Consider the following 26,755-nt stretch of genomic DNA (forward strand, 5'->3'; position numbering starts at 1 on the left):
TATTGCAAAACGTATTACAGCGTCTTCTCTGTGGCCGGGCCCACGATCAACCCGTCCCCGAAGGCGTCCACCCGGACCGTGTCGCCGTCCTTGACCTCGCCCGCCAGGATCTCCTTGGCCAGCCGGTCGCCGATCGCGGTCTGGACGAGGCGGCGCAGCGGCCGGGCCCCGTACGCCGGATCGTTGCCCTCGTTCGCGAGCCAGGCCAGGGCCGCGTCGGTGACCTCCAGGGTGAGCCGGCGCTCGGCGAGGCGCCCCGCGAGGCGGCCGATCTGGAGCCCCGCGATGCGCTCCAGCTCCTCCTTGTTCAGGGCGGAGAAGACCACCATGTCGTCGAGCCGGTTGAGGAACTCCGGCTTGAAGGAGGCCCGTACGACCTCCAGGACCTGCTGCTTCTTCTCCTCCTCGGAGGTCAGCGGCTCGACCAGGAACTGGCTGCCCAGGTTGGAGGTGAGGATCAGGATGGTGTTGCGGAAGTCGACCGTCCGCCCCTGGCCGTCCGTCAGCCGTCCGTCGTCCAGCACCTGGAGCAGGATGTCGAAGACCTCGGGGTGTGCCTTCTCGACCTCGTCGAGCAGGACGACGCTGTACGGGCGCCGGCGCACGGCCTCCGTGAGCTGGCCGCCCTCCTCGTAGCCGATGTACCCGGGCGGGGCGCCGACCAGCCGGGCGACGGTGTGCTTCTCGCCGTACTCGCTCATGTCGATGCGGACCATGGCCCGCTCGTCGTCGAAGAGGAAGTCGGCGAGGGCCTTGGCGAGTTCGGTCTTGCCGACGCCGGTGGGGCCGAGGAAGAGGAAGGAGCCGGTGGGCCGGTCCGGGTCGGCGATTCCGGCACGCGTACGGCGCACTGCGTCGGACACGGCCTGTACGGCCTCGCGCTGGCCGATCAGGCGGCGGCCCAACTCCTCCTCCATCCGCAGGAGTTTCTGGGTCTCGCCCTCCAGGAGCCGGCCGGCCGGAATGCCGGTCCAGGAGCCGACCACGTCCGCGATGTCGTCGGGGCCGACCTCGTCCTTCACCATGGTGTCCTTGGCGACTTCCTCCTCCGCCTCGGAGGCCTCCTCCAAGTCCCGTTCCAGGGTGGGGATCTCGCCGTAGAGCAGCTTGGAGGCGGTGTCGAAGTCGCCGTCGCGCTGGGCGCGTTCGGCCTGGCCGCGCAGCTCGTCGAGCTTCTCCTTCAGCTCACCGACGCGGTTGAGGGACTGCTTCTCCTTCTCCCAGCGGGCGGTGAGGCCACGCAGCTCCTCCTCCTTGTCGGCGAGGTCGCGGCGCAGCTTCTCCAGGCGCTCCCGGGACGCGGGGTCGGTCTCCTTGCTGAGCGCGAGCTCCTCCATCTTGAGGCGGTCCACGGCACGCTGGAGTTCGTCGATCTCGACCGGGGACGAGTCGATCTCCATGCGCAGCCGGGAGGCCGCCTCGTCGACGAGGTCGATGGCCTTGTCGGGCAGGAAGCGGGAGGTGATGTACCGGTCGGAGAGGGTGGCCGCGGCGACCAGCGCGCTGTCCGCGATCACGACCTTGTGGTGGGCCTCGTAGCGGCCCTTGAGTCCGCGCAGGATGGCGATGGTGTCCTCGACGGACGGCTCGGCGACCAGCACCTGCTGGAAGCGGCGCTCCAGCGCCGGGTCCTTCTCGATCCGCTCGCGGTACTCGTCGAGCGTCGTCGCACCGACCATGCGCAGCTCACCGCGGGCGAGCATGGGCTTGAGCATGTTGCCGGCGTCCATGGCGGAGTCGCCGCCGGCGCCCGCGCCCACGACGGTGTGCAGCTCGTCGATGAAGGTGATGATCTGTCCGTCGGAGCCCTTGATCTCCGCGAGGACGGTCTTCAGCCGCTCCTCGAACTCGCCCCGGTACTTCGCCCCGGCCACCATGGCGCCGAGGTCGAGCGCGACCAGCCGCTTGTCCTTGAGGGACTCGGGCACGTCGCCCTTCACGATCCGCTGGGCGAGCCCCTCCACGACGGCGGTCTTGCCGACGCCGGGCTCACCGATGAGGACGGGGTTGTTCTTGGTGCGCCGGGACAGCACCTGCACGACCCGGCGGATTTCCTGGTCCCGGCCGATGACGGGGTCGAGCTTGCCGTCGCGCGCGGCGGCGGTGAAGTCCGTACCGAACTTTTCGAGCGCCTTGTACTGGCCCTCGGGATCCGGGGTCGTCACCCGGCGCCCTCCCCTGCTCTTCTGGAACGCCTCCAGCAGCTTCTTGGCACTGGCGCCCTGCTGGGAGAGTACGTCGCCGCTCTGGCCGCCCTTCGCGGCGATGCCGATGAGCAGGTGCTCGGTGGACAGGAACTCGTCCCCGAGCTCCTTCGCCCGCTCGGCCGCCTCGGCGATGACGGCGAGCAGCTCGCGGTTGGGCTGCGGGGGCGCGACGGTGGACCCGGTCACGCTGGGCAGACCGGCCAGAACGCGCTCGGTCCCGGCGCGTACGGCGGCCTGGTCGGCGTCGACCGCGGCCAGCAGGTCGGTGATGTTCTCGTTGTCCTGACCCCCCAGCAGCGCGAGCAGCAAGTGGGCAGGGGTGAGGTCCGGGTGCCCCTCGGACACGGCCCGGTTGGTGGCCGCGTTGATCGCGTCCCGGCTCCTGTTGGTCAGCTCGGCGTCCACGTTCGCGTTCTCCTCCTCGTACGACCCTCCGTACGACCCTGCTGTACGGACTGACTCACCTAACGTACACAAAGTTGAGTCTATTCCACTCAAGGGGAACCTGGGAGGCCATGGCGTACACCGGTGGGGATACATTTCAGACCATGAGCGCCTACCCGGTGGACCCGCGCGATCCCGACCCCGCTTACCTCACCTTCTGGCAGGAACGCCATCTGTGCACCCTCACCACCCTCCGGGCGGACGGCAGCCCGCACGTCGTGCCCGTCGGGGTTACATACGACCCCGAGGCGGGTCTGGCTCGGGTGATCACCAACAAGTCCAGTGCGAAGGTGGGGCACGTGCTGGCCGCGGGGGCGCAGGGGGCGCGCGTCTCGGTCTGCCAGGTGGACGGGCGCCGGTGGGCGACGCTGGAGGGGCGCGCGAGGATCTCCACGGACCCCGGGCGTGTCGCGGAGGCGGAGCGGCGGTACGCGGAGCGGTACGGGAGGGCGCCCTCGCCGAACCCCGACCGGGTGGCGATCGAGATCGCGCTGACCTCGGCGATGGGGCGCGGCTGATCCCGGAGAAGCCGTTCCCGGTGAAGCCGTTCCCGGTGAAGCCGTTCCCGGTGAAGCCGTTCCCGGTGAAGCCGTTCCCGGTGAATACCAGGATGTTTCGCCCAAAACTGCAGCGGCGTCACCGTGTTCAGGTCACGGTGACGCCGCTGCGGGGGGAAGTACCTGCGCGATCTACTGCGACGGGGGAATCGCGTCAGGCACTGCGGGGGGTGGCTGAGATAGTCCTTACGTCCGGGGTTTCCGGCTCGGCCAGCTGGTGGTCACGCTGGTCGAGGTTCACAAAGATCATTCCGTACCGAATGGCACATCGCACGGGCTGCGGCGCGCCGCGCGGGCGCCGCAGACACCGATACGCCCGTACGTCCTCGTCCTCGTCCCGGGTGACGACGACCGGCTCTCCGAACACGGTCACCATCAGCGAGTCACCCCTGTGGGGGATGGCGGTCGCCAGGTCGATGAAGTGCCAGCCGGAGCGGTACGCAGTGGCCATTTCTCGGCGGAAGGATCGGTCGTCGGGGGGTGTCGTCACGTCAGCTCCCGGAGCCGTCGTCCGCCGTAGTCACCGTCGTCTTGATGTCCGCTGCTGCCGCCGGCCAGTGGCTGTCCGCCCGGACGTCACTCTTCGTGCCTGAGAAGCCGCCCAAAGCTCCGAATGCCACCATGGCGGAGAAGGCGGCGACAAGCACCGAGCGAAGCATTTTGTTACGCATAATCGGCTTCGTCCTCACTTGAAAGTCCCGTCTTCCCCCGTCGAGTTAGACGATGGCTCATTCGGGCACGTGGTGGCCACATAATCGATGCATCATGTTCCTGCACGTTCAGGACCCTGGGGGGTGGAGTTTTGGCAATAAATCGGACTAACGCGACACATCCCCACGGGGTGACCGAGCTGTGCGAGTCAGGTGGCCGTCTCTACGCGAACGCCCTGCGCACCGGACGAATCGCACGCGCGGACGTGACACCCGCCCCCTGTTTGATGGAACTCGCGCTCCTTCATCCCGATCCCGACGACGCGAGCTGGCTCCGTCCGGTGCCCCCGTTCGTCGCCCTGGCGCAGCGACTCAACCCCCTAGAGCGCGAGATCGCCGACCGTAGACGGCTGTCGATCGAACTGAGCGATGCTTTTGAGCCGTTCATGGCTCTGAGCGCACAAGAAGCGACACCCGCGCACTCCATCACGGTGCTGGAGGGCGGGGACCGGATCAACGCGGCACTCAACCTGGCCACGGCCCAGTGCCAGACCGAGATGCTCACCATCCAGCCGAGCGACCGTGGCTCCGAACGCAGCCTGCTTCTCGGCCTGGAGCGCGACCGGCCCCTGATCGAGCGTGGCGTGCGCATCCGGACCCTCTACCAGCACACGGCCCGGCACAGCCCCGAGAAGTTGGCCTACGTGGCCCAGCTCTCGGACGGCAAGGTCGAATACCGCACCATCGACGAGCTGGTGGAGCGTCTCATCGTCTGCGACGAGACCGTCGCCTTCATCCCCACCCGCGACGACCAGCAGGTGGCCCTGGAGCTTCGCCAACCGGGCCTCGTCCGCTACCTGATCAAGGTCTTCGAGTTCATGTGGGACCGCGCCGTCCCGCTCAGCGCCGGCGCCCCCTACGAACCCGCCCTGGGCGGCATCACCAACATCCAGCACTCCATCGCCAAACTCCTCGTGGAGGGCCACGTCGACGAGGCCATCGCCCGCCGCCTGGGCATGAACGTGCGCACCTGCCGCGCCCACATAGCCAAGCTGGCCACCGCGCTCGGCAGCGGCAGCCGCGCCCAACTCGGCTATCTCATAGCGGAATCAGGAATCCTCAAGCAGGAGGGAGCAGCGGAGTGACCATGCCGCCGCACCCGGCCCACGGTGTGGAAGAGGTGCGCGCAGCGGGAGTGAAACCGTACGAACAGGCCCTGCGCGACGGGCGCTCACGCGGCGCGGACGCCGACGAGGCCCCCTGCCTCGTCGACCGGCCCAGCTCGGCCATCTCATCGGCAGGTCGGGGATTCTGAACCCGGAGCACTGAACGGCAGCAGTTCCGCGGCGCGCGGCGGCCCGTCCAGCCCCGCCTGCGCGATCCGCACCCCCAACTGCGTACGGCTCGCCGCGCCCAGGGTTTCCGAGAGGCGCGCGATGTGCGCCCGGCAGGTACGCACGCTGATGCCCAGCCGCTCCGCGACCACCGCGTCCTGGTGGCCCTCCGCGAGCAGCGCCGCGATGGACCGTTCGCGATGGGTGATCCCGTCGATGCCGGTGTCCGGGAGCGGCGCGGCGAGCGGGAGCGCCAGCCGCCACAGCCGCTCGAAGACCGTCACCAGATAGTCGACCAGCGCCGGGTGCCGCAGTTCCAGCGCGATCGTGCGGTCGGCGTTCGCCGGGATGAACGCCACCTTGCGGTCGAAGACGATGAGCCGCTCCACGACCTCGTCGAGGGTACGGGCCTCGGCCGCGTCGCCCATCAGCTCCATGTAGTTGTGCAGGCCCTGGCCGTGCCGCGCCACGTGCGTGTAGAGGGAGCGCATCCGTACCCCCCGCCGGCGCATCTCCAGCGCCCGGTGCAGCCCCTCCGCCAGTTCGTCCTCGCGCCGGATGCCGCCCGGCTGCACCGTCATCACATCGTTTCTGCACGCCTCGGTCGCCTCGTCCATCGCGGCCTGGATCCGCGGCAGCCCGTCCAGGACGCGGATCGCCACGCCCTCGGTCGGCGCCTGTACGCGCCCGCCGAGCCCGGCGTACCACTCGAACGCCGCCACCGCTTCGCCCACCCGCGCCTGGCTCGCGCTGACTTCCTCGTACACGCCCCGCAGCAGCCGCGTCATGACCTCCTGCGGCGAGGTGGGCACCAGCCAGCCCATGTCGTCGGGGTCCGGGTGCAGCAGCGCCAGTTCGAGCAGGCAGGGCACCGCTTCCGCGTCCGCGCGCGGCACCCGCCCGCGCCGCACGGCCCGGGAGTACACCCGGTCCCCCACCTCGCACAGTCGGTCAGCGCCGTGCGGATGCCTGTCCGTCCTGTGCCCGGCCATCTCCCACCCCTGGCTCCAGCATCCTTGCGATGCGACGCCTCCGCGTCTTCCGCAGCGCAACTATGCGCGGCCCCGACCGCCATCGCAACACAGCTTCGCCCTCCGCACGCACCCTCTCGCCCTTATACATCCAGAAACTTCCCCGCCTCCGCACGGCGCTCTGCAACAACATGACGTGGTGGTGCCGCACCCGCCGGTGCATCGTGGAGGCGCCTCCCCAGGGCGACACGGCGTCCTGGCACGACCCCGGCCGAACATCCCCGTTCGACCGTGGCTCCCCCACCAACAGCACCCGGGCCGACGAGTCCCACGTCGTGGTCGGCCGAGGCCGCGTCTACGACGACGTGACCCCGCACAAGGGGATCTATCGGGGGGCCGGCGGCCCGCCGGACGTGACGGTGGAGTTCACGCGGGTGGCGTGAGGGCGCATTCGGTACCCCGGGGGTTCAGGCGCTGAGCCCCCGGGGTCCGTAGATCGCGTACGGGGCGCCGAAGTACTACGGCTCGTAGCAGCGACGCGCGAGATGGACGGTGAGGTCGGCGGCAATCTCGACCGTCTCAGGCAGGACCTGCATGATCTGGCCAAATACCTGCTCTCGCTCCAAGGTCGGCAGTACGAGATAAGCCGAGACGGTCGAGAGATGGCCAACATAGTCGCGAGCACTCATCGTCAAGCGCCGTTCGATCACCGATTGCTGAACACCGGTGAACCACTCCGACCGTTGGAGCTCCGTACCCGGCCATTGCATGTCATGATCCGGAGGTGTCCCGTCCGGGGAGGGAACCTCGTCGCTCTCCAGGAACGGTGCCCGCGCCGAGCGAACAGTTTCCTCCACGGCCGGGTCAGCCGGCCGGATCGGCCCGCCGCACGAGGCGAACACGCCACCCGGCTCCAGCAGCGCGGCCATGCGTGACCACCGACCCTCCGGGTTCGTCCAATGCAGCGCCGCTGCCGCATAAACCAGCCCGTACCTCTCACCCGGTCGTAAGTCCTCGAACGCGGCTTGCACCGTCCTGACACTTGCCGGCACATGTCTGCGCAGCTCGGCGAGCATGGCCCCGTCAGGCTCAGTCGCGGTGACGCTGACCCCCCGCTGAGCGAACAGGCGGGTTGCCTTGCCTGTCCCAGCGCCGATCTCGAGGGCAGTCCGGACCGGCTGACCCGCGTACGCCATCACCCTGTCGAAAAGCTCTGCGGAATACCCCGGCCGGAAGCGTTCGTATGCTTCCGCCATCACTCCGAAGCTCAGTGCGCGACCAGACATGCCGAGCATCCTGACACGATCTACGCCGTCAGTGGTCGGTCATTTCGCGTGGCCAAGCCGCCAGAGGAGCCGCGCCCGTCGGCACGGCGGTGAGCGTGTCGCCGAGCGACCGTCGGTTGGCCGGGAACGGCTCCCCGACCCGCACGTTCAGCTGTGAGGGTGAGCACCACTTCGTCGTCATCCGGGTCTTCGAAGTTGAACGGTGCGGCCATCTGTCGGCGCCTGCCCGCACTACCTTCGCCCACGCGGATGTGACACTTCAGCGCCGAGTGTCACATCCGCGTGCCTCACCACTCGGGCGCCTGCGCTCCCCGCGCATCGCTCAACTTCGAAGATCCCGTAATCCTCACCGTCACGGCCGGATTGGCGACATGTGCGACCAAGCCGCTCGGTCACATCCGCACCGCACACGACGAGCAGCCGCCGACGGGCTTCCCTCTTCCCCGGCACCCGCCTCAGGTCCGACTCGAAGGCGGGGCGGCGCCCACTACTCTTGGGGTTCCTCGCCACCAGTTCCCTCCTGCACGTTAGGGCCTGACAGGTGACGAGGAAAGGCCCAGCGCCCGTACGGGTGGCAGACGATCAGGCCCGCCCAGTTCGAACCACACCCCCTTCGCGAACCGCCCCGCCCGGTCGGCGGCCACGCCCCACAGGTCGGCGACCTCGGCGACCAGGGCGAGGCCTCGGCCCCTGCAGGCGGTGGCACGTGTCTCGGGGGTGACCGGCGGGTCGTGGCTCTCGTCGTACACGCTGACCCGCAGGCGGGCCGGGGTGAGCTGGACGCGGAGCATCGCGGTGCCCTTGGTGTGCAGGTGGACGTTGGTGACGAGTTCCGAGGTGCAGAGGGTGGCGGGCAGGACGAGGGGTTCGCGGTCGAGGGTGAGGAGTACGGCGCGTACGAAGTCCCGGCAGACCTTGGGGGCGGTGGCGTCGGCGGGGGCGAAGAGGCTGTAGTCGTAGGCGAGTTGGGCGGGGCGGTGGGGCGCCCTGCGGGCAGCTTCCATGGGTGGGATCAGCTCCTGTCGTACGCCCGCGATGGCATTGTCCGGGTCCGGCCGGCTGCCGGTCCGGGTGCGCTTTCGCTTGTGGGCAGGGGAGTTGGACGACTCCGGTACGGTTCCGGAGCGTTATCGGCGCCACACTCACGGTAGGGAATAAGGGTTACCGCGTGCAACCCGTTCGTCGGATTGGGTGGTTCTCACAGCCCAGGCGGGGCAGACTGGCGCCAACCAGCGAGAAAGGGAAGCGCGTTGGCACTGCGCAGCAGTACCACCGAACGGCAACGGCGTCTCGGCGCAGAGTTGCGGAAGATGCGCGAGCAGGCGGGCCACTCCGTGACGGAGGGTGGGGCGTTCATCGGCATGGGCCGGGCACACCTGGGCCACGTCGAGGCCGGCCGCACCGGGATTCCGGCGGACAAACTGCGCGCTCTCTCTCACGCCTACGGGTGCACACGGGAACCTTTGGTCGAGGCCCTGGTGGCGATGGGGGAGGACAGCGGCAAAGGCTGGTGGACCGAGTACCGCCGCACGTTCAGCCAGCCCATCCTGGATCTCGCGGAGCTCGAAGCGGCTGCCGACTCGCTCTTCTCGTACGAGTCCCTCTTCATCCCGGGAATCCTGCAGACACCCGAGTACACCCGGTCCATCTTCCGCTCCAGCGAGCGGCCGCACAACGACCTGGAGAGGGCCGTCCAGTTCCGCATGGAGCGGCAACAGATCCTCAGACAGGCGGAGCCCCCGTCCCTGCACGCGGTGATCCACGAGGCCGCCCTGCACGTGCGGTTCGGCGGCGTGACCGTCATGCGCAGGCAGCTTCTGCATCTGATCCGCATGGCGGAACTGCCGCACGTCACGATCCAGGTGTTGCCGTTCACTGCCGAAGGGCTGTCCGCCTTCAGCACCCCGTTCCTGCTCGCCGACTCCCACGGGTCAGCTCTGGAAACGGTCCTCGTCGAAAATCCGGCCGCGACGCTCTACGTCCACGAAGGCGAAGCCGTCCTGAAGTACCGGACCCGCTTCGACCGCCTTCGCACTGCGGCTCTACCGCTCCTGGACCCGGCCGTACCTGCGTCCACACATGAGTCCCGCGACTCCCTGGCCCTGCTCCAGCACCTGCTCTACAGCCTTCAGGAGGCTTGAACATGTCCGAACTCGCCTGGCAGAAGTCGTCGTTCAGCGAAGACCAAGCGAACTGCGTGTTCGTAGCCACCGCCCCCGACGGAACCATCCGCCTCCGCGAGAGCGACGAACCCGGCACCGTACTCGCCACCACCCCCGACCGCCTCGCCGCACTCCTCCGGCACCTCAGGCGGCCGCGGCCCAGCTGCTGAGCAACGCCTCGCGGGCTGCCCGCCAGGGCGTCACGCCGTCGCCCTCGACGCTCCCCCACTCCAACAGCCGTGCCACATCCGCCGTACCGTCCACGAACCGGTCCAGCAGCGCCAGCGACAGCTCGTACTCGGACTGGACGTACCCTCCGACGGCGGCGGTGTACACCGTCAGCTCGGCCTTCTCCTCGTCGGTCCGGACGTGGAGTTCGAACGCGGGCGGCGCCTCACCGCCGCCCGTCGCCACGTCGAGGACGGTGTCCATCACGCTGTTCACCAGCCACCGGGTGCTGGAGCGCACCTGGGCGTCATGCACGGTGACCGCACGCACGTCCGCCCAGGCCCAGAACCCCTTCTGCCCCGCGCCCACGGCCTCCAGCCCCTCGGGAGTGAGCCGCACACCGCGCCCGTACCCCTCGGGCTCGGCGCCCACGTACACGCTCTCCTTGGTGATCCAGAACAGGCCGATCATGGCCACGGGTGCCTCCAGCACGACAAGAACGGTCTCCCTCTGAGACACGGGCGGGCCCGGAATGGTTCACCCGGGACTTGAGAGTCGGGACTGTCGAACGCACGTACAGCTGCCTTGTCGGGTGCGCGGTGGCGTACGCCGTGTGCCAAGCCACGGTGGGCCGGTGGCTGCTGCGCCACACCGCGGCATCACCGTCCTCGCCGTCTACAAGGACAGTGACTACGTCGGCGAGGTGCTCACCAAGACGTACTCGTTCACCGATGCGGCGGGCGGGGAGCGGACGTTCAGCGGAAGTGGCCGACTCATGGCGACTGATCCGGACCGGATCGAGATGACCTACGCCCCGTATGCCCCGGAGCGGATGACCGCGCGCAAGGGCCCCGCCGTACGCACGCTCTCTTTCCTGGCGTACGCGTTGCTGGGCCTGCCCGTCACGGCGGCGACCGCCGCGTACCCGACCGTCTCTCTCTTCGTCCTGCTGTCCGCGCTCCAGCCCGGTTCGCCGCCCGGCGGCGTGTCCCGGTCGTCCTCGCCCTCCCGTAACCGCCGTAAGCGCGGCCGGTGCGGCATCAGGTCGCGGATGCGGGCCTCGGACCAGACCGACAAGACCCTCGACGAGCACGAGTCCCGCCTCGACGCCCTGGAACGCACCCGCCGGCCCCTGCCCTCCCTCGCCGCCGCCACGTCGTGCACGGCTCTGGCGCTGACCGGCTGGCAGTCGATGGGGCGCTGACTCCTGATCCGACGAACGCGCGGGAGCACCTGACCGAGGCTCCCGCGCGTTCGTCAGAGGACGGACACGGCTACTTGAGGCCGATCGCCGTGCAGTTCGCCTTGTACTTGGTCGTGCAGATCTGCTTGACGGTGTAGATGCCGTCCTGGATCACCGTCGCCTTGACGTTGTCCTTGGTGAGGGCGACCACGGGCACGAGCTGGGCCGCGATCTTCCCGTTCGTGGGGCTGTCGACCTTGTCCCGGGTGAGCGCGTCGAACTCGATGCCACGGCCCTGCACCTTCGCGACCGCCATCTCGGCGGCGGCGGAGGCCTCCTGCGGGTACGACTTGTAGACGCTCATGTACTGCTCGCCCTGGATGATCCGCTGCACCGCGTCCAGCTCGGCGTCCTGGCCGGTGACCGGCGGCACCGTGCTGACGCCCATGGTCTTCAGGGCGTCGATGACGGCGCCCGCGATGCCGTCGTTGGCGGAGTAGACGCCGGCGATGTTGCTGAGGCCGATGGAGCTGATGGCCTTCACCATGTTGGCCTTGGCGACGACCGGGTCCCAGTCCGTGGTGTCGTACGACTTGGCGATGACGACCTTGCCGTTGAGCTCGCCCAGGGCACCCGCCTTGAACTGCGCCGCGTTCGGGTCGGTGACCGAGCCGTTCATCATGACGATCTTCTTCGAGGCGGCGCTGGTGCCCAGCGCCGCCAGGAGGGCCTTGCCCTGCACCTGGCCGACGAGCTCGTTGTCGAAGGAGATGTACGCGTCGATCGGGCCCTGCGCCAGGCGGTCGTAGGCGATGACGGGGATGCCCGCGTCCTTGGCCTTCTTCACGCCGCTCGCGATGGCCTTGGCATCCACCGCGTCCACGAGGATCACGTCGACCTTGTCGTTCACCATCTGCTGGAGCTGCTGGCTCTGCTTGGACGCGCTCGCGCCCGCGTTGGCATAGTCGACCTTGCCCTTGTTGTTGGTCAGTTTGGCGACCTGATCCTTGATGATCGGGTAGTCGAACTTCTCGTAACGGGTGTTGGCCGTCTCCGGGAGGAGCAGTCCAACCGTGATGTCGTCACCCTTGGTCGGGCTCGCCTTGGTGCTGCCGCCGCCGATTCCGCTCACGACACCGCAGGCGGCGAGGGAGACGGTCATCGCGGAGGAGGCCAGGGCTATGGCGGTACGACGAAGCCGGGTGTTACGAGTGTTCACATCAGGTGCCTTCCGGGCGAGGTAGCTGCTTTGCGACCCAGGTGGCTGAAAGCCAACGCGGCGATCACCTCAGCGTCAAGGAGTAACCACTTAACGAGATGGCAACAGCATTCTGTGTTCCCCAAGTGAACACGATGGGAAGGGGGTGCGCTTCCACTTCCACGGAACCCCTCTGATTGACTTGGGGCACTCGCTCCTCAGGGCCGCACGACCCCCACCGCCGCCCAGGAGCCTTGAAGGCGGCCAGCACACCAGAAACCCTGGGCAGGGGAGGCATGAGAGCAGGTCGACGCGGCGGAGCAGCACGCATCACGGCCTTCGGCACAGCCGGCCCCACCTTCGGCGCGCCGTTCACCGCGCCCTTCACCGCGGCCTTGATGACCGCCGTCACGGGCGGTCTGCTCACCGCCGGCGCCGCACCGGCCTCGGCCGCGACGTCCTGCACCTCCCCTGCCTACCTGCCTATAAACGGCAGTTCTTCGCAAACACCACCTTCTCCGGCACACCGAAGAAAACGGACTGCGACGCGACGGTCGACGAGAACTGGGGCTCCGGCGCCCCCGCCTCGGGCCTCCCGAAGGACAACTTCGGAGTCCGTCGGACCGTCACCCGGGACTTCGGGTCGGGGGGTCCCTTCGCCCTGTCCGCCGCCACCCAGGACGGCATTCGCGTCTACCGAGTTCCGGGTCCACCGCGAGGAGCGGCGCTTCGACGACGCGACCGCACGTTCGCGCGGCGGTGGCCCGAAGGACAGAGGACAGCGAAGGGGCCCGCGCGCCGACAGTCCGTCAGCGTGCGGGCCCCTCAGGCGTGTCGCGTCCGCCTACTGCTCGGGCGGCCGCTTCGGCCGCCACACCACCAGCGCGCTCGTCTGCTGGACCTCCTGGTACGGGACCAGGTCGCGGCGGTACGAGGCATGCACCGCGGCCTCGCGCTGCTGCATGGCGGCAGCGGCGCCGTCCAGGGCCGATTCCATTTCCGCGACGCGGGACTGGAGCGCGGCGACCTGGTTCTCCAGTTCGATGATGCGCTTGATGCCGGCCAGGTTGATGCCCTCGTCCTGCGACAACTGCTGGACGGTGCGCAGCAGTTCGATGTCGCGGGCCGAGTAGCGCCGGCCGCGCCCGGCCGTGCGGTCGGGGGAGACCAGGCCGAGGCGGTCGTACTGACGCAGGGTCTGCGGGTGCAGGCCGGAGAGCTGGGCCGCCACCGAGATGACGTAGACCGGGGTCTCCTCGGTCAGCTCATAGGGGTTCCGACGACGGCCGTCCATCTGCTCATGCTCCCTTCGCGGCCTGGAACAGCTCCGCACGCGGGTCCTCGTCCGCGGTTGCCTCGCGATACGCCTCCAGGGCGTCACGCGCCTTGCCCGACACGTCCCTGGGGACCGTGACCTCGACGGTGACGAGGAGGTCGCCGCGCGTACCGTCCTTGCGGACGGCGCCCTTGCCGCGGGCCCGCATCGTACGGCCGTTGGGCGTGCCCGGGGGCAGTTTCAGGGTGACCGGGGGGCCGCCCAGGGTCGGTACACGCACCTCGCCGCCGAGTGCCGCCTCCGTGAAGGTGACGGGCACGGTGACGGTGAGGTTGTCGCCCTTGCGGCCGAAGACCGGGTGGGCGTCCACGTGGACCGTGACGTACAGGTCGCCTGCCGGGCCGCCCCGTTCGCCGGGTGCGCCCTTGCCCCGGAGGCGGATGCGCTGGCTGTCGCTCACCCCCGCCGGGATGCGGACCTGCATCGTGCGCGAGGACTTGGCGCGGCCGCTGCCGTGGCAGATCTCGCAGGGGTTCTCCGCGATCAGGCCGCGGCCCTTGCAGTCAGGGCAGGGGTCGGTGAGCGAGAAGCCGCCGCCGGAGCCGCGCGCGACCTGGCCGGTGCCGACGCACGTCGGGCACACGCGCGGTGTGCCGTTCGCGTCGCCGGTGCCCGAACAGGCCTTGCAGGGCGCCTGGGAGGTCATCCGCAGCGGGACCGTCGCGCCGTCCACCGCCTCGGTGAAGCTAAGCGTCACCTCGGTGTCGATGTCCTGGCCGCGCCGGGGCTGGGTCCGGGTGCCGGTGCCCGCGCCGCCGCGGTTGAACAGGCCGCCGAAGACGTCTCCGATACCGCCGCCGAAGCCGCCGGCCCCGCCCGCTCCGCTCTGGGCGCCGCCTCCGAAGAGGTCGCCCAGGTCGAAGTTGAAGTTGCCGCCGCCCGCGCCGGGACCCGGGCGGAAGCCGCCGTTGCCGAAGAGGGCGCGCGCCTCGTCGTACTCCTTGCGCTTCTTGGGGTCACCGAGGACGTCGTTCGCCTCGGAGATCTCCTTGAAGCGCTCCTCGGCCTTGGCGTTGCCCTTGTTGGCGTCCGGGTGGAACTCGCGGGCGAGCTTCCGGTACGCCTTCTTGATCTCGGCCTCGGTGGCGTCCTTGGGGACGCCGAGAACCTTGTAGAAGTCCTTCTCGATGAAGTCCTTGGTGCTCATCCTCGACGTCCCTCCTTCCTCATCGCGTCAACGTCAGCCCTCGTCCGGGCCACCGCTCTCCTTGTCCTCGGCCGCCTCAGCCGTCACGTCGTCGGACTTGACGGTCTGCGCGCCCGGCTGGGGTTCGGCGACCGCCACCCGCGCGGGGCGGATGGTGCGCTCGCCGATGCGATACCCCGGCTGCAGAATCGCCACGCACGTCGTCTCCGTGACGTCCGGCGCGTACGAGTGCATCAGGGCCTCGTGGATCATCGGGTCGAAGGGCTCGCCCTCCTTGCCGAAGTGCTGCAGGCCCATCTTCGCCGCGACGGTCTCCAGCGACTCGGCCACCGACTTGAAGCCGCCGACGAGTTCGCCGTGATCCCGCGCGCGAGCGATGTTGTCGAGCACGGGCAGGAGCTCGGTCAGGAGGTTCGCGATCGCGATCTCCCGGACCGCGACCCGGTCGCGCTCGACCCGGCGGCGGTAGTTCTGGTACTCGGCCTGGAGCCGCTGAAGGTCCATCGTGCGCTCACCGAGCGCCGTACGGACCTGGTCCAGCTGGGCCGTCAGACCGACCGTCTGTGCTGCTGCTGATGCGTCCCCGGCCGGGGCCGCCGCCTCCTCCGTGGAGGGGGTGGCGGCCTGCGGCTCGGCGTCGTCAGGGGTGGCGCCGGAGGGGACGTCAGGCTTCTCCTCGAAGCCCGGGGTCTCCTCCGTCACGCGGCACCGTCCTTACGGTCCTCGTCGACGATCTCGGCGTCGACGACGTCGTCGTCAGCGGACCTGGCGCCCGCGTCGGCACCGGGGGCCTCGCCGCCCGCGGCCTGCGCGGCCTGGGCGTCGGCGTACATGGCCTGGCCGACCTTCTGCGAGACGGCGGCGACCTTCTCGGTGGCCGTACGGATCTCGGCGGTGTCCTCACCCTTGAGCGCGGCCTTCAGCTCCTCGACGGACGCCTCGACCTCGGTCTTGACGTCACCCGGGACCTTGTCCTCGTTGTCCTTGAGGAACTTCTCCGTCTGGTAGACGAGCTGCTCGCCCTGGTTGCGGGTCTCGGCGGCCTCGCGGCGACGGTGGTCCTCGTCCGCGTACTGCTCGGCCTCCTGGCGCATCCGGTCGACCTCGTCCTTCGGCAGCGAGGAGCCGCCGGTGACGGTCATCTTCTGCTCCTTGCCCGTGCCGAGGTCCTTGGCCGTGACGTGCATGATGCCGTTGGCGTCGATGTCGAAGGAGACCTCGATCTGCGGGACACCACGCGGCGCCGGCGGCAGACCGGTCAGCTCGAACATACCGAGCTTCTTGTTGTACGCCGCGATCTCGCGCTCGCCCTGGTAGACCTGGATCTGCACGGAGGGCTGGTTGTCCTCGGCGGTGGTGAAGATCTCGGACCGCTTGGTCGGGATCGTCGTGTTCCGCTCGATGAGCTTGGTCATGATGCCGCCCTTGGTCTCGATACCGAGGGACAGCGGCGTCACGTCAAGGAGAAGCACATCCTTGACCTCGCCCTTGAGGACACCGGCCTGGAGCGAGGCGCCGATCGCGACGACCTCGTCCGGGTTCACACCCTTGTTGGCGTCCTTGCCACCGGTCAGCTCCTTGACGAGCTCGGCGACGGCGGGCATACGGGTGGAACCACCGACGAGAACGACGTGGTCGATCTCGGAGAGGTTGATGCCCGCGTCCTTGATGACGTTGTGGAACGGCGTCTTGCAGCGCTCCAGCAGGTCCGCGGTCAGCTGCTGGAACTGGGCGCGGGTGAGCTTCTCGTCCAGGTGCAGCGGGCCCTCGGCGGAGGCCGTGATGTACGGCAGGTTGATCGAGGTCTCGGTGGAGGAGGACAGCTCGATCTTGGCCTTCTCGGCGGCCTCACGGAGGCGCTGGAGGGCCATCTTGTCCTTGGCGAGGTCCACACCGTGACCGGCCTTGAACTGCTGCACCAGGTAGTCGACGACGCGCTGGTCCCAGTCGTCACCACCGAGGTGGTTGTCGCCGTTGGTGGCCTTCACCTCGACGACGCCGTCGCCGATCTCCAGGAGGGACACGTCGAAGGTGCCGCCACCGAGGTCGAAGACGAGGATCGTCTGGTCGTCCTTGTCCAGGCCGTACGCGAGGGCGGCGGCCGTGGGCTCGTTGACGATGCGCAGGACGTTCAGGCCCGCGATCTCGCCGGCCTCCTTCGTCGCCTGGCGCTCCGAGTCGTTGAAGTACGCCGGGACGGTGATGACCGCGTCCGTGACCTTCTCACCCAGGTAGGCCTCGGCGTCGCGCTTCAGCTTCTGCAGGATGAAAGCGCTCATCTGCTGCGGGTTGAAGTTCTTCCCGTCGAGCTCGATCTTCCAGTCCGTGCCCATGTGACGCTTGACGGACCGGATCGTCCGGTCCACGTTCGTGACCGCCTGGCGCTTGGCGACCTCGCCGACGAGCACCTCGCCATTCTTGGCGAAGGCGACGACGGACGGCGTGGTCCTGGCGCCCTCGGCGTTGGTGATGACGGTGGGCTCGCCGCCCTCCAGAACGCTGACGACGGAGTTAGTCGTGCCCAGGTCGATGCCGACCGCACGTGCCATTTCAATTCCTCCAGCAATGACTTGAGTGGAACGGACTCAAGTGTGCACGACTTCCACCGCTGGGTCAACAGACCTGAGTCGCGGAGACTCAAGTCTTATCTGTTCCTTACGCGCAGGTGCGCCGAGACATGCGGGCTGACCTGGCGCTTTGCCGGGATTCGCAGCGCGTCGGCAGAGGTACGCCGTACCCCGTACGCGGGAATCCGAAGCAGCGCCAGTACGGCGACACAGGCGCCGCCCGCCACCCACAGGGCCGCCGTCGCACCCAACCACCCCAGGTCGATCAGCATTCCGACGAGTGCACCCGCGAAGCCGGTGACCCCGACGACGACCGCGGCACCCTGGGGCGTGACGCCGAGCCGCCGCAGCCGGTGGACGAGGTGGTCGGGGGCGCCGCGCAGCAGCGGACGCCCGGCCCGCCGCCGCGACACCAGCACGAGTACGACATCGGCGGTCGCCACGGCCGTCAGCGCGAACACGGCACCCATGCCCGGCCCGGCCTCCCGCCCGGCGTGCACCCGCACCGCGGCCGAGGCCAGCACGAACCCGGCGAACAGCGCGCCGCAGCGCCCCGGCACGATCCGGGCCGGCGGCCAGTTGTGCATCAGGAACCCGGTCAGCGCGGCGGCCAGCACACTGAGCAGCGCCGCGAGGCCGTCCATGATCTCGGCGGCCGCGCACCCGCTCAGCGCGAAGGCGGTCAGCACGGCGACGGTCCCCATCACTCCGTCGGCGTGATCGAGCGAGGCGAAGGCGTGCGCGACGAGGACGATCCACCCGGCGGCCACCACCCCGACCACCGGCCCGAGCTCGTCGTACGGCACGGTCAGCGCGGCGGCGACGGCCACCTGGACGGCCACGACGGCCACCTGAAGGGGAACCTGGAGGGAAATCCGGAGGGGAATCCGGAGCGGAACCTGGAGGGGAAGCACTACGGACAACAGGTCGGCGAACAGCCCAAGGACGCCGACGGCGACCCCGGCGACCAGCAGCCGCCCGGCCGCGGGCCCCAGCGGCGCCACACCCGTCCAGTCCCCGGCCCCGGCGACCAACGCCGTCGTCGCCACCACCGCCACCCCGCCGAGCAACGGCACCACCCGCGCCCGCCGCCGTTCGACCACGCCGCAGCGCAGGGCGAGCGTCCGCAGGAGTGCGGTGAGCACGGCGGCGAGGATCAGGGCGGCGGTGGCGGCGGCGATTCCGTACAACACATCGCCAATTTAGGGTTAAATGTCATAAATACACCGCAGATCACACGATCGGGTTTACGTGTCGGTCGACGCCCCCAGTCGACCCCCCAGTCGACACCCGAGAAGGAGACGCCCCACTCAGGTGCCCCTCAGCGACGCAGATCACCGCACCGCTGACTACAGTGCGGCGGAAGATATGGGTAGTCTCAGACGGACCGCATAAGTTACCGCTTAGTAATCACCTTCGAGGTCACACTCGAAGCAACACCTCGCAGGCCCGAGGAGCCCCCGAATGCAACTCGCCGCGATCATTGTGTCGCTGGTCCTGACCGTGGTCGGCGTTGCGCTGATCGCCCGGGCCGTCGCGCAGATCTACCGGTTCATCAAGCTCGGCCAGCCCGTACCCGCCGGCAGCCGTACCGACGACTGGAAGGCCCGCAGCGTCACGCTGGCCAAGGAGTTCGTCGGCCACACCCGTATGAACCGGTGGGGGATCATCGGCGTCGCGCACTGGTTCGTGGCCGTCGGCTTCCTGACCCTGGGCCTGACGATCGTCACGGCCTACGGCCAGCTGTTCAAGGCCGACTGGACACTGCCGGTGCTCGGCGACTGGCTGCCGTACGAGCTGTACACCGAGTTCATCGCACTGTTCACGACGCTCGGCATCCTCGTACTGATCGCGATCCGGCAGCTGAACCGGCCGTCGAAGCCCGGCCGCAAGTCGCGCTTCGCGGGCTCCAAGACAGGTCAGGCGTACTTCGTCGAGGCCGTGATCCTCGTCATCGGCCTCGCGATCATGACCCTGCGCGGCCTGGAGGGCGCGATCCACGGTGTCGACCACTACGAGGCCGCGTACTGGGCCTCGTACCCCCTGGTCGCCGCCTTCAAGGGCCTCAGCTTCGGGACCCTGCAGAACCTGGTCTACCTGACCGCCATGATCAAGCTCGGCGTCACCATGGGCTGGGCGATCACGGTCGGCCTGAACACCAACATGGGTGTCGCCTGGCACCGCTTCCTCGCCTTCCCCAACATCTGGTTCAAGCGCAACGCCAAGGGTGAGACCGCCCTCGGCGAGCTGCTCCCGATGACCAGCGACGGCAAGGCCATCGACTTCACCGACCCCGGTGAGGACGACGTCTTCGGTGTGTCCCAGGTCGAGCAGTTCTCCTGGAAGGGCCTGCTGGACTTCTCCACGTGCACCGAGTGCGGCCGCTGCCAGTCGCAGTGCCCCGCCTGGAACACGGGCAAGCCCCTCTCCCCCAAGCTCCTCATCATGTCGCTGCGCGACCACGCGCACGCCAAGGCCCCGTACCTGCTGGCCGGCGGCGGCAAGAGCATGGAGGGCGAGGAGAAGGCGTCCGAGGAGCAGCTCAAGGACGTCCCCGCGGCCGCCCTCGCCGAGGCCGAGCGCCCCCTCATCGGCACCGCCGAGGAGAACGGCGTCATCGACCCGGACGTCCTGTGGTCCTGCACCACCTGCGGCGCCTGTGTCGAGCAGTGCCCGGTCGACATCGAGCACATCGACCACATCGTCGACATGCGCCGCTACCAGGTCATGATCGAGAGCGCGTTCCCGTCCGAGGCGGGCACGATGCTCAAGAACCTGGAGAAGAAGGGCAACCCCTGGGGTCTGGCCAAGAAGCAGCGCCTGGAGTGGACGAAGGAAGTCGACTTCGAGATCCCGGTGGTCGGACGCGACATCGAGGACCTGTCCGAGGTCGAGTACCTGTACTGGGTCGGCTGCGCCGGCGCCCTCGAAGACCGCGCCAAGAAGACGACGAAGGCCTTCGCGGAGCTCCTCCACATCGCGGGCGTGAAGTTCGCGATCATGGGCGGCGACGAGAAGTGCACCGGTGACTCCGCCCGCCGCCTCGGCAACGAGCCCCTGTTCCAGGAGCTCGGCATGGAGAACGTGGCGGCGCTGAACATGGCGTTCGGGGAAGACGACGAGGACGAGTCGACCAAGAAGCCGAAGTCCGCGAAGAAGATCGTCGCGACCTGCCCGCACTGCCTCAACACGATCGGCAACGAGTACCCGCAGCTCGGCGGCGACTACGAGGTCATCCACCACACCCAGCTGCTCCAGCACCTCATCGACGAGGGCAAGCTGCTCCCGGTCACCCCGGTCGAGGGTCTGATCACCTACCACGACCCCTGCTACCTGGGCCGCCACAACAAGATCTACACGCCCCCGCGCGAGATCATGTCGGCCGTCCCGGGCCTGCGCCAGCAGGAGATGCACCGCCACAAGGAGCGCGGCTTCTGCTGTGGTGCCGGTGGTGCGCGGATGTGGATGGAGGAGCGGATCGGCAAGCGCATCAACAACGAGCGCGTCGACGAGGCCCTGTCCCTCAACCCCGACATCGTCTCGACGGCCTGCCCCTTCTGCCTCGTGATGCTGACCGACTCGGTCAACGGCAAGAAGAACGACGGCCAGGCCAAGGAGTCCATCCAGGTCGTGGACGTCGCCCAGCTGCTCCTCGACTCCGTCAGGACGCCGGTCGACCCGGCGGGGGCGGCGGAGGCGGAGAGCGAGCCTGAGCCGGAGCCGGTGAAGTAGCCGAACCTTTCAAGAGGCCGAGCCTTTCAAGACGACGACGCCCCGTGCCCCTGGTTCAGCCCGGGGGCATGGGGCGTCGTCGTGTTCAGTCCAGTCGTCGTGTTCAGTTCAGGTGATGCAGCCGTCGGCCTCGGCTCTCGGCGACGCGGAGTGCGTCCTGGAGGGCCTCGGTCAGGCGCTCGGCGAGGAAGCGGAGTTCGCCCGGCGGGGTGTCCGGGAGCATGTCGTGGGCGTGCGCGAGCAGTTCCGTGCCCATGCCGAGCTGGATGGATTCCGCCGCATCGGCCAGGCGGGAGACGGGTCCGCCGTGGTCGTCGGTGATCAGGTAGCAGGGCTTGCCCTCGGAGCCGGACCAGGGCAACAGGCGTGGCGATTCCGCTTCCATCAGGCGACCTCCAGCCCGTGGATCCAGTACGGACCGGGCATGTCCAGCCCCAGGGTGGCCAGGACGAGTTCGCGCCGCCGCTCACGCTGCTCGTGGGCGGTCACGTACGGGCGTACGGCGACGGTGGCGGTGCCGTCGAGGGGGGTGTCCAGGCCGTACGGGCTGCGGTGGACAGGGAGCGTGACTCTCGGCCTGGGCGAGACAGCCCGTGCCGGACAGGCCGGGCGCGTGCGGTGCGTACCGGGTGGGATGAGCAGGAGGCCCACCCAGGCGGTGAGACGGCGGATAAGGTCGGTCATGTCATCAGCTCCGTTCAGGTTCGGCTGGTGGCCACGCCCCCGGACGGCTTGCTCCCGTCGCGGGGGTTTTCATGTCTCCGCGCACAGCTCCGTTCGCGGCCTATTGCAGTCTACCGCGGTCGCGCGGTCTACCGCAGAGTTTTAGCGTCCACTGCATGAGCCCCGAACTCGACCGAACCCGACCCGTCTGGCGGCAGGTCGCCGCAGCCATCGCCACCCGTATCGCTGACGGCGACTACCCCGTGGGTGCCCGAGTGCCGTCCGTCGTAGAACTGTCGGCCGAGTTCGGCATCGCGGCCTCGACCGCGCAGAAGGCATTGGCCCACCTCAAGGCGGAAGGGCTCATCCGCGCCGAGGTCGGCCTCGGCTCGTTCGTCGCCGAACAGCCCGTGGAACCCACCACTGGCGGGTGAAGCCGCAGAAAGGCAGCGCGTGGGGCCCTAGACATGCGCATGCTGGAGCGGTGATCGAATTTGTTCCCGACATCCCCCGTTGGCGCCAGGTGGCCGAGGTGGTGCGCGGCCGGATCGCCGACGGCACGTATCCGCCGCGCACACGCGTCCCCTCCGTTGTGCAGCTCACGGCGGAGTTCGGGATCGCCAACGCGACCGCCCAAAAGGTGCTCCGTGCGCTGCGCGAGGAAGGGCTGACCTACACGGAGCCCGGCCTCGGCTCGTTCGTCGCCGAGCAGTCTGCGAAGCCCGCCGCCGAAGGCTGAGGTCGACGGCGCCTGCCTACCGGACCTGTGTCCCGCCGGAATGTGACACTTGAGCGCCGAGTGTCACATTCCCTGCGCCAACCCTGCCTGACCCCCCACGCTCCTTGCCCACCGCTCAGCCCCGAAGACCCGGCAACCGGATTCGCACACGCGCAGACCGCGACGCCGAGCCCGGTGATGCATGGGCTCGGCGTCGCGGTGGGGCGGCTACTTCGCGGAGTGCCTGTCGCCCGTCACCTTGGCGATCCACTTGAGGAAGTCGGCCGGGTCGATGTTCGAGCCGTGGCCCTCGTCCCAGTAGTAGAGGTGGTTGACGTCGTCGCCCAGGTTCTCGGCCGCGGCGGCGAGGTTGGCGGACACCGTCAGCGAGGTGTCGGAGTCCTTGGTCCCGAGGCGGATCCACCAGTGCTTGGAGCGACCCGGGTTCCGCTTCGCCAGGTGGTACATCGGGTTCATCAGGTCGAGCTTCTCGGGGATGTCGCTCGCGACCCGCTTGGTGCTGAGGCCGGTGGTGTCGTTCTTCGCGCCGTACGCCGTGAAGTGCCGCGCCTCGGTGGTGTCGACGCCGAACTCGTTGTTCTCGCCCGCGGACAGGTCGAAGGCGTCGAAGGCCGGGGTGGTCTTCTTGCGGGCACCCACGTGGGTGAGGAAGTCGGCCCAGGAGAAGGTGGCCTTGCCGTCGGACCAGGTGATGAACGTGTTCGCGGCGAGGTAGGTCGCGCGGGCGGAGTCCGACAGGTCCGTGAGGTACTTGGTGGCCGACGGCTGGAGGTAGGTCTCCACCAGGTAGTCGTCGTAGTTGCGGGCCGCGAGCCGGCCGAAGCCGTTCAGGCCCCGCAGCTTCAGGGAGGCCTGGTACTCGGCGAACTGGGACTGGAGCGCCTTGGACACGGTCTGGTCGACGACCTTGCCGGTGCTCGCCGTGACGTTGGTGCCCCAGTTGAACTCGTATGCGCCGTCGGCGTGTTCGAGGTCGGTGATGGGGCACCGGGCGCCGGTGGCGAAGATCGCGTCGGACGCGCGGCGGCGCCGAGCTCCTTGAGGTACTTGTCGTAGATCGGACTGTCGCCGGACGCCCCGAGCAGCGAGGACAGCGCGCCGCCCGCGCAACACCTCCTCCGGCGCCCAGGCCTTCGCCCAGAGCACGCCGGGCGTCCTCGGAACCGACGAGAAGGGCGACAGCTTCGGCCTGGACACGAAGCTCGACGACGTCAGCGGCAACGGCAAGGCCGACCTCCTCGTCGGCTCCTACGAGAACGGCGGCGACGGCACCGTCACCTACCTGCCCTCCAACGGCTCGAAGATCACCACGACCGGCTCCCGCGCCATCTGGCCGGCCGACACGGGCGTCTCGACGACGGGCACCCCGCCCTTCGGCGCCAACTTCGCGGACTGACCCCGCCTTACGTACGGCCTCTTCACGGTCTCTTCCGTACGTCACGCCGGGCCCGTGTACCCACGGGCCCGGCCTCCGCCGTTCCCACGGGCCCCGTAAGGGACACCGGCGCCTTTCCCCTTAGGGGATGTCACAGCTCGGCCCCAAACCCCTCCCCGCAGGCCCGCGCCCACCACCTCACTCCGCGGGACCAGGTACGTTCGATGACGTGGCTGGATTCAGGATCGGACGCGGCCGGGACAACCAGGCCCCGCAAGCGCGACCGCAACAACACCGACCGTCGTACGGACAGCAGGCCCCGCAGGGAGGCCAGCAGCCGCCGTACGGCTACCCGCCCGCGCCGCCGCAACACCAGCAGCAGCGGCCGTACGGAAGTCAGCCCTACGGTGGTGGCGGTCAGCAGTACGGCGGCGGCAGCGGTCAGCAGGGCTGGCCCCAGAGCCATGGCGGCGGCGCCGGCGGCCACGGCGAGCCGGAGTACTTCGGCGACGGTCACCCGCAGCAGGGCCCGGACCCGTACGCGGCGAACAGCCCCGGTCACACCCAGGCGTTCTCGGTCGGCGAGGACCCTTACAACCAGGGCGAGACGTACCGCGCCGGCCAGGCCGCGGCCCCGCCCGTCGGCCCCCGCCTGCGCTGGAAGGACCTGCTGAGGGGCATCGTCATGGCCCCCAACCAGACCTTCCTCCAGATGCGCGACTACACGATGTGGGCCCCGGCCCTGATCGTGACGTTCCTCTACGGCCTGCTGGCGGTCTTCGGCTTCGACGGCGCCCGCAAGGACGCCATCAACGCCACCCTCTCCAATGCCGTCCCGATCGTCCTGACGACGGCCGTGGCGTTCGTCATCAGCACGTTCATCCTGGGCGTGGTCACCCACACCCTGGCCCGCCAGCTCGGCGGCGACGGCGCCTGGCAGCCCACGGTCGGCCTCTCCATGCTGATCATGTCCATCACCGACGCCCCGCGCCTGGTCGTGGCCATGTTCTTCGGCGGCGACGCGTCCTTCGTCCAGCTGCTCGGCTGGGTGACCTGGGTGGCGGCGGGCGCCCTGCTGACCCTCATGGTCAGCAAGTCCCACGACCTCCCGTGGCCGAAGGCGCTCGGCGCGTCGGCGATCCAGCTGATCGCGATCCTCTCGATCATCAAGCTGGGCACGTTCTAGCCTGGCACGCGCGGTACGTCGAGTACGTACGAGAGGGCCCCCGGCGCTTGAGGAGCACTGCCGGGGGCCTCTTTGTCTCCGTACGCGGGTGTCTCCGTACGCCGGATCAGGCGATCAGGCGTCGAGAACCTGCCCGGCCCTCTTGATCACCGGCGATTCGACACTCCACGGGAAGTTGATCCAGTCGTCGGTCCGCTTCCACACGTACTCGCACTTCACCAGCGAGTGGGACTTCTCATAGATCACGGCGCTGCGGACCTCGGCGACGGTGTCGACGCAGAAGTCGTGCACGAGCTTGAGCGTCTTGCCGGTGTCGGCGACGTCGTCGGTGATCAGGACCTTCTTGTCGGAGAAGTCGATGGCGTTGGGGACGGGAGCGAGCATGACGGGCATTTCGAGCGTTGTACCCACACCGGTATAAAATTCGACATTTACGAGATGGATGTTCTTGCAGTCGAGGGCGTACGCCAGCCCACCCGCGACGAACACGCCCCCGCGGGCGATGCTGAGCACGATGTCGGGCTCATACCCGTCGTCGGCAATGGTCTGGGCCAGCTCGCGGACCGCGACCCCGAACCGCTCGTAGGTGAGGTTCTCCCGCACGTCAGACATGCTCATACCCTCGCCGTTCCGCCATCCGTCACACCTGGGTCCGATGGAAATTGAGGAAGGACCGGGAGGCGGTCGGCCCGCGCTGGCCCTGGTAGCGGGACCCGTACCGGTCGCTGCCGTACGGGAACTCGGCAGGCGAGCTGAGCCGGAACATGCACAACTGCCCGATCTTCATACCGGGCCAGAGCTTGATCGGAAGCGTCGCGAGATTGGACAGTTCGAGGGTCACATGCCCGGAGAACCCGGGGTCGATGAACCCGGCGGTGGAGTGCGTGACGAGCCCCAGCCGTCCGAGCGAACTCTTGCCCTCCAGCCGCGAGGCAAGATCCACGGGAAGCGTGATCACCTCGTACGTACTGGCGAGAACGAACTCCCCGGGGTGCAGGATGAACGGCTCATCCCCCTCGGGCTCGACGAGCCGCGTCAGATCCGCCTGCTCGACGGAGGGGTCGATATGCGGGTAGCGGTGATTCTCGAACACCCGGAAGTAGCGGTCGAGCCGCACGTCGATGCTCGAGGGCTGCACCATGGATTCGTCGTACGGGGCGATGCGCACCCGGCCTGCGTCGATCTCGGCCCGGATGTCCTTGTCTGAGAGAAGCACGCCCCGAGGATACGCGGGGACTGTCTCCAATTGTGAACAGTCCCCGCGCCCCCGGTCCTACCGCTGGGTCCTACCGCTGGGTCCTAGCGCTTTTCGAGCGTGACCGGAACGACGTTCCGGAGCCGCGTACACCGCGGACACCGGATCAATCGACCGGGGCCGAGCCGCTCGGCCTGCTGCATCGGGAACGAAGCGGTGCTGAACACGTGCCCCTCGGCACAACGGACGACGGTGCGCTCCATCAAGTCCTCAGAGTCCCTTCCCCAAGAGCCGCGTCTGGTTGACGACGGCGGCCACATTACGGGATGAAAGGGACGGCCCTCCAGGCGGCACTCCAACCCCGCCCAGACCCTCTTCCACGCCCCCACCGTACGCCCCAACTCCCGCCCCCCGCACCCGCGTCCACCCCCCGAAACGCGCACCGATCCCATGACGTCAGCGCCAGGGACCAGGCATGAGGTAGAGTGAGCGAGCATTCGACACCGGGCCAACCGGCGTCTTGCGCGGGTGTAGTTTAGTGGTAGAACATCAGCTTCCCAAGCTGAGAGTGCGAGTTCGATTCTCGTCACCCGCTCCATTATGAAACCCCAGGTCAACAACCTGGGGTTTGTTTGTTGTCTAGTCCAATTTGGGG

Annotated in this window: 25 protein-coding genes, 1 tRNA gene and 4 pseudogenes; 13 read left to right on the forward strand and 17 right to left on the reverse strand. The window is 68.7% G+C overall.

The window, feature by feature from the left end:
• Window positions 1–14: 14 nt before the first annotated feature.
• On the reverse strand, window positions 15–2,612 hold the full coding sequence (clpB, locus tag OG747_RS20470; RefSeq protein WP_405880776.1) for an ATP-dependent chaperone ClpB: 2,598 nt from the start codon (window positions 2,610–2,612) through the stop codon (window positions 15–17).
• Between the two features lie 143 nt (window positions 2,613–2,755).
• Here clpB and OG747_RS20475 point away from each other — a divergent pair, with 143 nt between their 5' ends.
• Window positions 2,756–3,169: a pyridoxamine 5'-phosphate oxidase family protein gene (locus OG747_RS20475; RefSeq protein ID WP_405880777.1), complete on the forward strand. Its 414-nt coding sequence runs from the start codon at window positions 2,756–2,758 to the stop codon at window positions 3,167–3,169.
• A 193-nt stretch (window positions 3,170–3,362) separates the two neighbouring features.
• On the opposite strand, the gene OG747_RS20480 is transcribed toward OG747_RS20475, so the two are convergent.
• Window positions 3,363–3,698, reverse strand: coding sequence for a hypothetical protein (locus OG747_RS20480; RefSeq protein WP_405880778.1), 336 nt, complete (start codon window positions 3,696–3,698; stop codon window positions 3,363–3,365).
• 351 nt (window positions 3,699–4,049) lie between these two features.
• Here OG747_RS20480 and OG747_RS20485 point away from each other — a divergent pair, with 351 nt between their 5' ends.
• Window positions 4,050–5,003, forward strand: a complete 954-nt coding sequence (locus tag OG747_RS20485; RefSeq protein ID WP_405880779.1) for a helix-turn-helix transcriptional regulator — start codon at window positions 4,050–4,052, stop codon at window positions 5,001–5,003.
• A gap of 146 nt (window positions 5,004–5,149) precedes the next feature.
• Here OG747_RS20485 and OG747_RS20490 read toward each other — a convergent pair whose 3' ends face one another.
• Entirely contained in the window at window positions 5,150–6,184 is a 1,035-nt protein-coding gene (locus tag OG747_RS20490; RefSeq protein WP_405880780.1) for a LuxR C-terminal-related transcriptional regulator, read from the reverse strand.
• A 278-nt stretch (window positions 6,185–6,462) separates the two neighbouring features.
• On the opposite strand from OG747_RS20490, the pseudogene OG747_RS20495 reads away from it, so the two are divergent.
• A pseudogene (locus OG747_RS20495) lies at window positions 6,463–6,606 on the forward strand (transglutaminase family protein); the annotation flags it as partial.
• A 75-nt stretch (window positions 6,607–6,681) separates the two neighbouring features.
• On the opposite strand, the gene OG747_RS20500 reads toward OG747_RS20495, so the two are convergent.
• Window positions 6,682–7,449, reverse strand: coding sequence for a class I SAM-dependent methyltransferase (locus OG747_RS20500; RefSeq protein ID WP_405880781.1), 768 nt, complete (start codon window positions 7,447–7,449; stop codon window positions 6,682–6,684).
• A 527-nt stretch (window positions 7,450–7,976) separates the two neighbouring features.
• The gene (locus OG747_RS20505; RefSeq protein WP_405880782.1) at window positions 7,977–8,453 is read right to left on the reverse strand and encodes an ATP-binding protein; all 477 of its coding nucleotides are present in this window, start codon (window positions 8,451–8,453) and stop codon (window positions 7,977–7,979) included.
• A gap of 246 nt (window positions 8,454–8,699) precedes the next feature.
• Between OG747_RS20505 and OG747_RS20510 the strand changes: the two genes are divergently transcribed.
• Both OG747_RS20510 and OG747_RS20515 read left to right on the forward strand, forming a co-directional pair.
• Entirely contained in the window at window positions 8,700–9,590 is an 891-nt protein-coding gene (locus OG747_RS20510) for a helix-turn-helix domain-containing protein (RefSeq protein WP_405880783.1), read from the forward strand.
• A 2-nt stretch (window positions 9,591–9,592) separates the two neighbouring features.
• Window positions 9,593–9,781, forward strand: a complete 189-nt coding sequence (locus OG747_RS20515) for a DUF397 domain-containing protein (protein ID WP_405880784.1) — start codon at window positions 9,593–9,595, stop codon at window positions 9,779–9,781.
• On the opposite strand, the gene OG747_RS20520 is transcribed toward OG747_RS20515, so the two are convergent.
• Window positions 9,756–10,271, reverse strand: a complete 516-nt coding sequence (locus tag OG747_RS20520; protein ID WP_405880785.1) for a hypothetical protein — start codon at window positions 10,269–10,271, stop codon at window positions 9,756–9,758. The two genes, OG747_RS20515 and OG747_RS20520, sit on opposite strands and share 26 nt — an antisense overlap.
• 142 nt (window positions 10,272–10,413) lie before the next feature.
• Here OG747_RS20520 and OG747_RS20525 point away from each other — a divergent pair, with 142 nt between their 5' ends.
• On the forward strand, window positions 10,414–10,983 hold the full coding sequence (locus OG747_RS20525) for a hypothetical protein (protein WP_405880786.1): 570 nt from the start codon (window positions 10,414–10,416) through the stop codon (window positions 10,981–10,983).
• A 70-nt stretch (window positions 10,984–11,053) separates the two neighbouring features.
• On the opposite strand, the gene OG747_RS20530 is transcribed toward OG747_RS20525, so the two are convergent.
• Window positions 11,054–12,181 carry a sugar ABC transporter substrate-binding protein gene (locus OG747_RS20530; protein ID WP_405880787.1) on the reverse strand — a complete coding sequence of 376 codons (1,128 nt, stop codon included), beginning with the start codon at window positions 12,179–12,181 and terminating at the stop codon, window positions 11,054–11,056.
• Window positions 12,182–12,558: 377 nt separating this feature from the next.
• Here OG747_RS20530 and OG747_RS20535 point away from each other — a divergent pair.
• Window positions 12,559–12,857, forward strand: a pseudogene (locus OG747_RS20535) (cellulose 1,4-beta-cellobiosidase); the annotation flags it as partial.
• A 147-nt stretch (window positions 12,858–13,004) separates the two neighbouring features.
• On the opposite strand, the gene OG747_RS20540 reads toward OG747_RS20535, so the two are convergent.
• The 5 genes from OG747_RS20540 to OG747_RS20560 form a co-directional block, all read right to left on the reverse strand.
• Window positions 13,005–13,454 carry a heat shock protein transcriptional repressor HspR gene (locus OG747_RS20540; RefSeq protein WP_405880788.1) on the reverse strand — a complete coding sequence of 150 codons (450 nt, stop codon included), beginning with the start codon at window positions 13,452–13,454 and terminating at the stop codon, window positions 13,005–13,007.
• A gap of 4 nt (window positions 13,455–13,458) precedes the next feature.
• The gene (gene dnaJ / locus OG747_RS20545) at window positions 13,459–14,643 is read right to left on the reverse strand and encodes a molecular chaperone DnaJ (protein WP_405880789.1); all 1,185 of its coding nucleotides are present in this window, start codon (window positions 14,641–14,643) and stop codon (window positions 13,459–13,461) included.
• Window positions 14,644–14,676: 33 nt separating this feature from the next.
• Window positions 14,677–15,345, reverse strand: a complete 669-nt coding sequence (gene grpE / locus OG747_RS20550; RefSeq protein ID WP_405880790.1) for a nucleotide exchange factor GrpE — start codon at window positions 15,343–15,345, stop codon at window positions 14,677–14,679.
• Window positions 15,342–17,192, reverse strand: a complete 1,851-nt coding sequence (gene dnaK / locus OG747_RS20555; protein ID WP_405880791.1) for a molecular chaperone DnaK — start codon at window positions 17,190–17,192, stop codon at window positions 15,342–15,344. The genes grpE and dnaK overlap by 4 nt, the downstream gene beginning before the upstream one ends.
• A 95-nt stretch (window positions 17,193–17,287) precedes the next feature.
• Window positions 17,288–18,403 carry an MraY family glycosyltransferase gene (locus OG747_RS20560; RefSeq protein ID WP_405880792.1) on the reverse strand — a complete coding sequence of 372 codons (1,116 nt, stop codon included), beginning with the start codon at window positions 18,401–18,403 and terminating at the stop codon, window positions 17,288–17,290.
• A 271-nt stretch (window positions 18,404–18,674) separates the two neighbouring features.
• On the opposite strand from OG747_RS20560, the gene OG747_RS20565 reads away from it, so the two are divergent.
• Window positions 18,675–20,942 carry a (Fe-S)-binding protein gene (locus OG747_RS20565; RefSeq protein ID WP_405880793.1) on the forward strand — a complete coding sequence of 756 codons (2,268 nt, stop codon included), beginning with the start codon at window positions 18,675–18,677 and terminating at the stop codon, window positions 20,940–20,942.
• 103 nt (window positions 20,943–21,045) lie between these two features.
• Here OG747_RS20565 and OG747_RS20570 read toward each other — a convergent pair whose 3' ends face one another.
• The gene (locus tag OG747_RS20570; protein ID WP_405880794.1) at window positions 21,046–21,327 is read right to left on the reverse strand and encodes a hypothetical protein; all 282 of its coding nucleotides are present in this window, start codon (window positions 21,325–21,327) and stop codon (window positions 21,046–21,048) included.
• Window positions 21,327–21,626: a hypothetical protein gene (locus OG747_RS20575; protein ID WP_405880795.1), complete on the reverse strand. Its 300-nt coding sequence runs from the start codon at window positions 21,624–21,626 to the stop codon at window positions 21,327–21,329. Before OG747_RS20575 ends, OG747_RS20570 begins: the two co-directional genes overlap by 1 nt.
• A 155-nt stretch (window positions 21,627–21,781) precedes the next feature.
• Here OG747_RS20575 and OG747_RS20580 point away from each other — a divergent pair, with 155 nt between their 5' ends.
• A complete protein-coding gene (locus OG747_RS20580; protein WP_405880796.1) occupies window positions 21,782–22,039 on the forward strand; it encodes a GntR family transcriptional regulator in 258 nt (85 codons plus the stop codon).
• A gap of 50 nt (window positions 22,040–22,089) precedes the next feature.
• On the forward strand, window positions 22,090–22,344 hold the full coding sequence (locus tag OG747_RS20585) for a GntR family transcriptional regulator (RefSeq protein ID WP_405880797.1): 255 nt from the start codon (window positions 22,090–22,092) through the stop codon (window positions 22,342–22,344).
• 207 nt (window positions 22,345–22,551) lie between these two features.
• Here OG747_RS20585 and OG747_RS20590 read toward each other — a convergent pair.
• A pseudogene (locus OG747_RS20590) lies at window positions 22,552–23,483 on the reverse strand (Tat pathway signal sequence domain protein); the annotation flags it as partial.
• Here OG747_RS20590 and OG747_RS20595 point away from each other — a divergent pair.
• A pseudogene (locus OG747_RS20595) lies at window positions 23,453–23,740 on the forward strand (hypothetical protein); the annotation flags it as partial. The pseudogenes OG747_RS20590 and OG747_RS20595 sit on opposite strands and share 31 nt — an antisense overlap.
• Window positions 23,741–23,867: 127 nt before the next feature.
• Window positions 23,868–24,905 (forward strand): Yip1 family protein, encoded by a 1,038-nt coding sequence (locus tag OG747_RS20600; protein ID WP_405880798.1) that lies wholly within the window; start codon window positions 23,868–23,870, stop codon window positions 24,903–24,905.
• A 114-nt stretch (window positions 24,906–25,019) separates the two neighbouring features.
• Here OG747_RS20600 and OG747_RS20605 read toward each other — a convergent pair whose 3' ends face one another.
• Entirely contained in the window at window positions 25,020–25,517 is a 498-nt protein-coding gene (locus tag OG747_RS20605; RefSeq protein WP_405880799.1) for a phosphoribosyltransferase, read from the reverse strand.
• Between the two features lie 28 nt (window positions 25,518–25,545).
• Window positions 25,546–26,121, reverse strand: a complete 576-nt coding sequence (gene dcd / locus OG747_RS20610) for a dCTP deaminase (protein ID WP_405880800.1) — start codon at window positions 26,119–26,121, stop codon at window positions 25,546–25,548.
• A 503-nt stretch (window positions 26,122–26,624) separates the two neighbouring features.
• Between dcd and OG747_RS20615 the strand changes: the two genes are divergently transcribed.
• Window positions 26,625–26,698 (forward strand) — tRNA-Gly (locus tag OG747_RS20615).
• Window positions 26,699–26,755 lie beyond the last annotated feature (57 nt).

The organism is Streptomyces sp. NBC_01384 (assembly GCF_045040035.1).
Classification (GTDB): domain Bacteria; phylum Actinomycetota; class Actinomycetes; order Streptomycetales; family Streptomycetaceae; genus Streptomyces.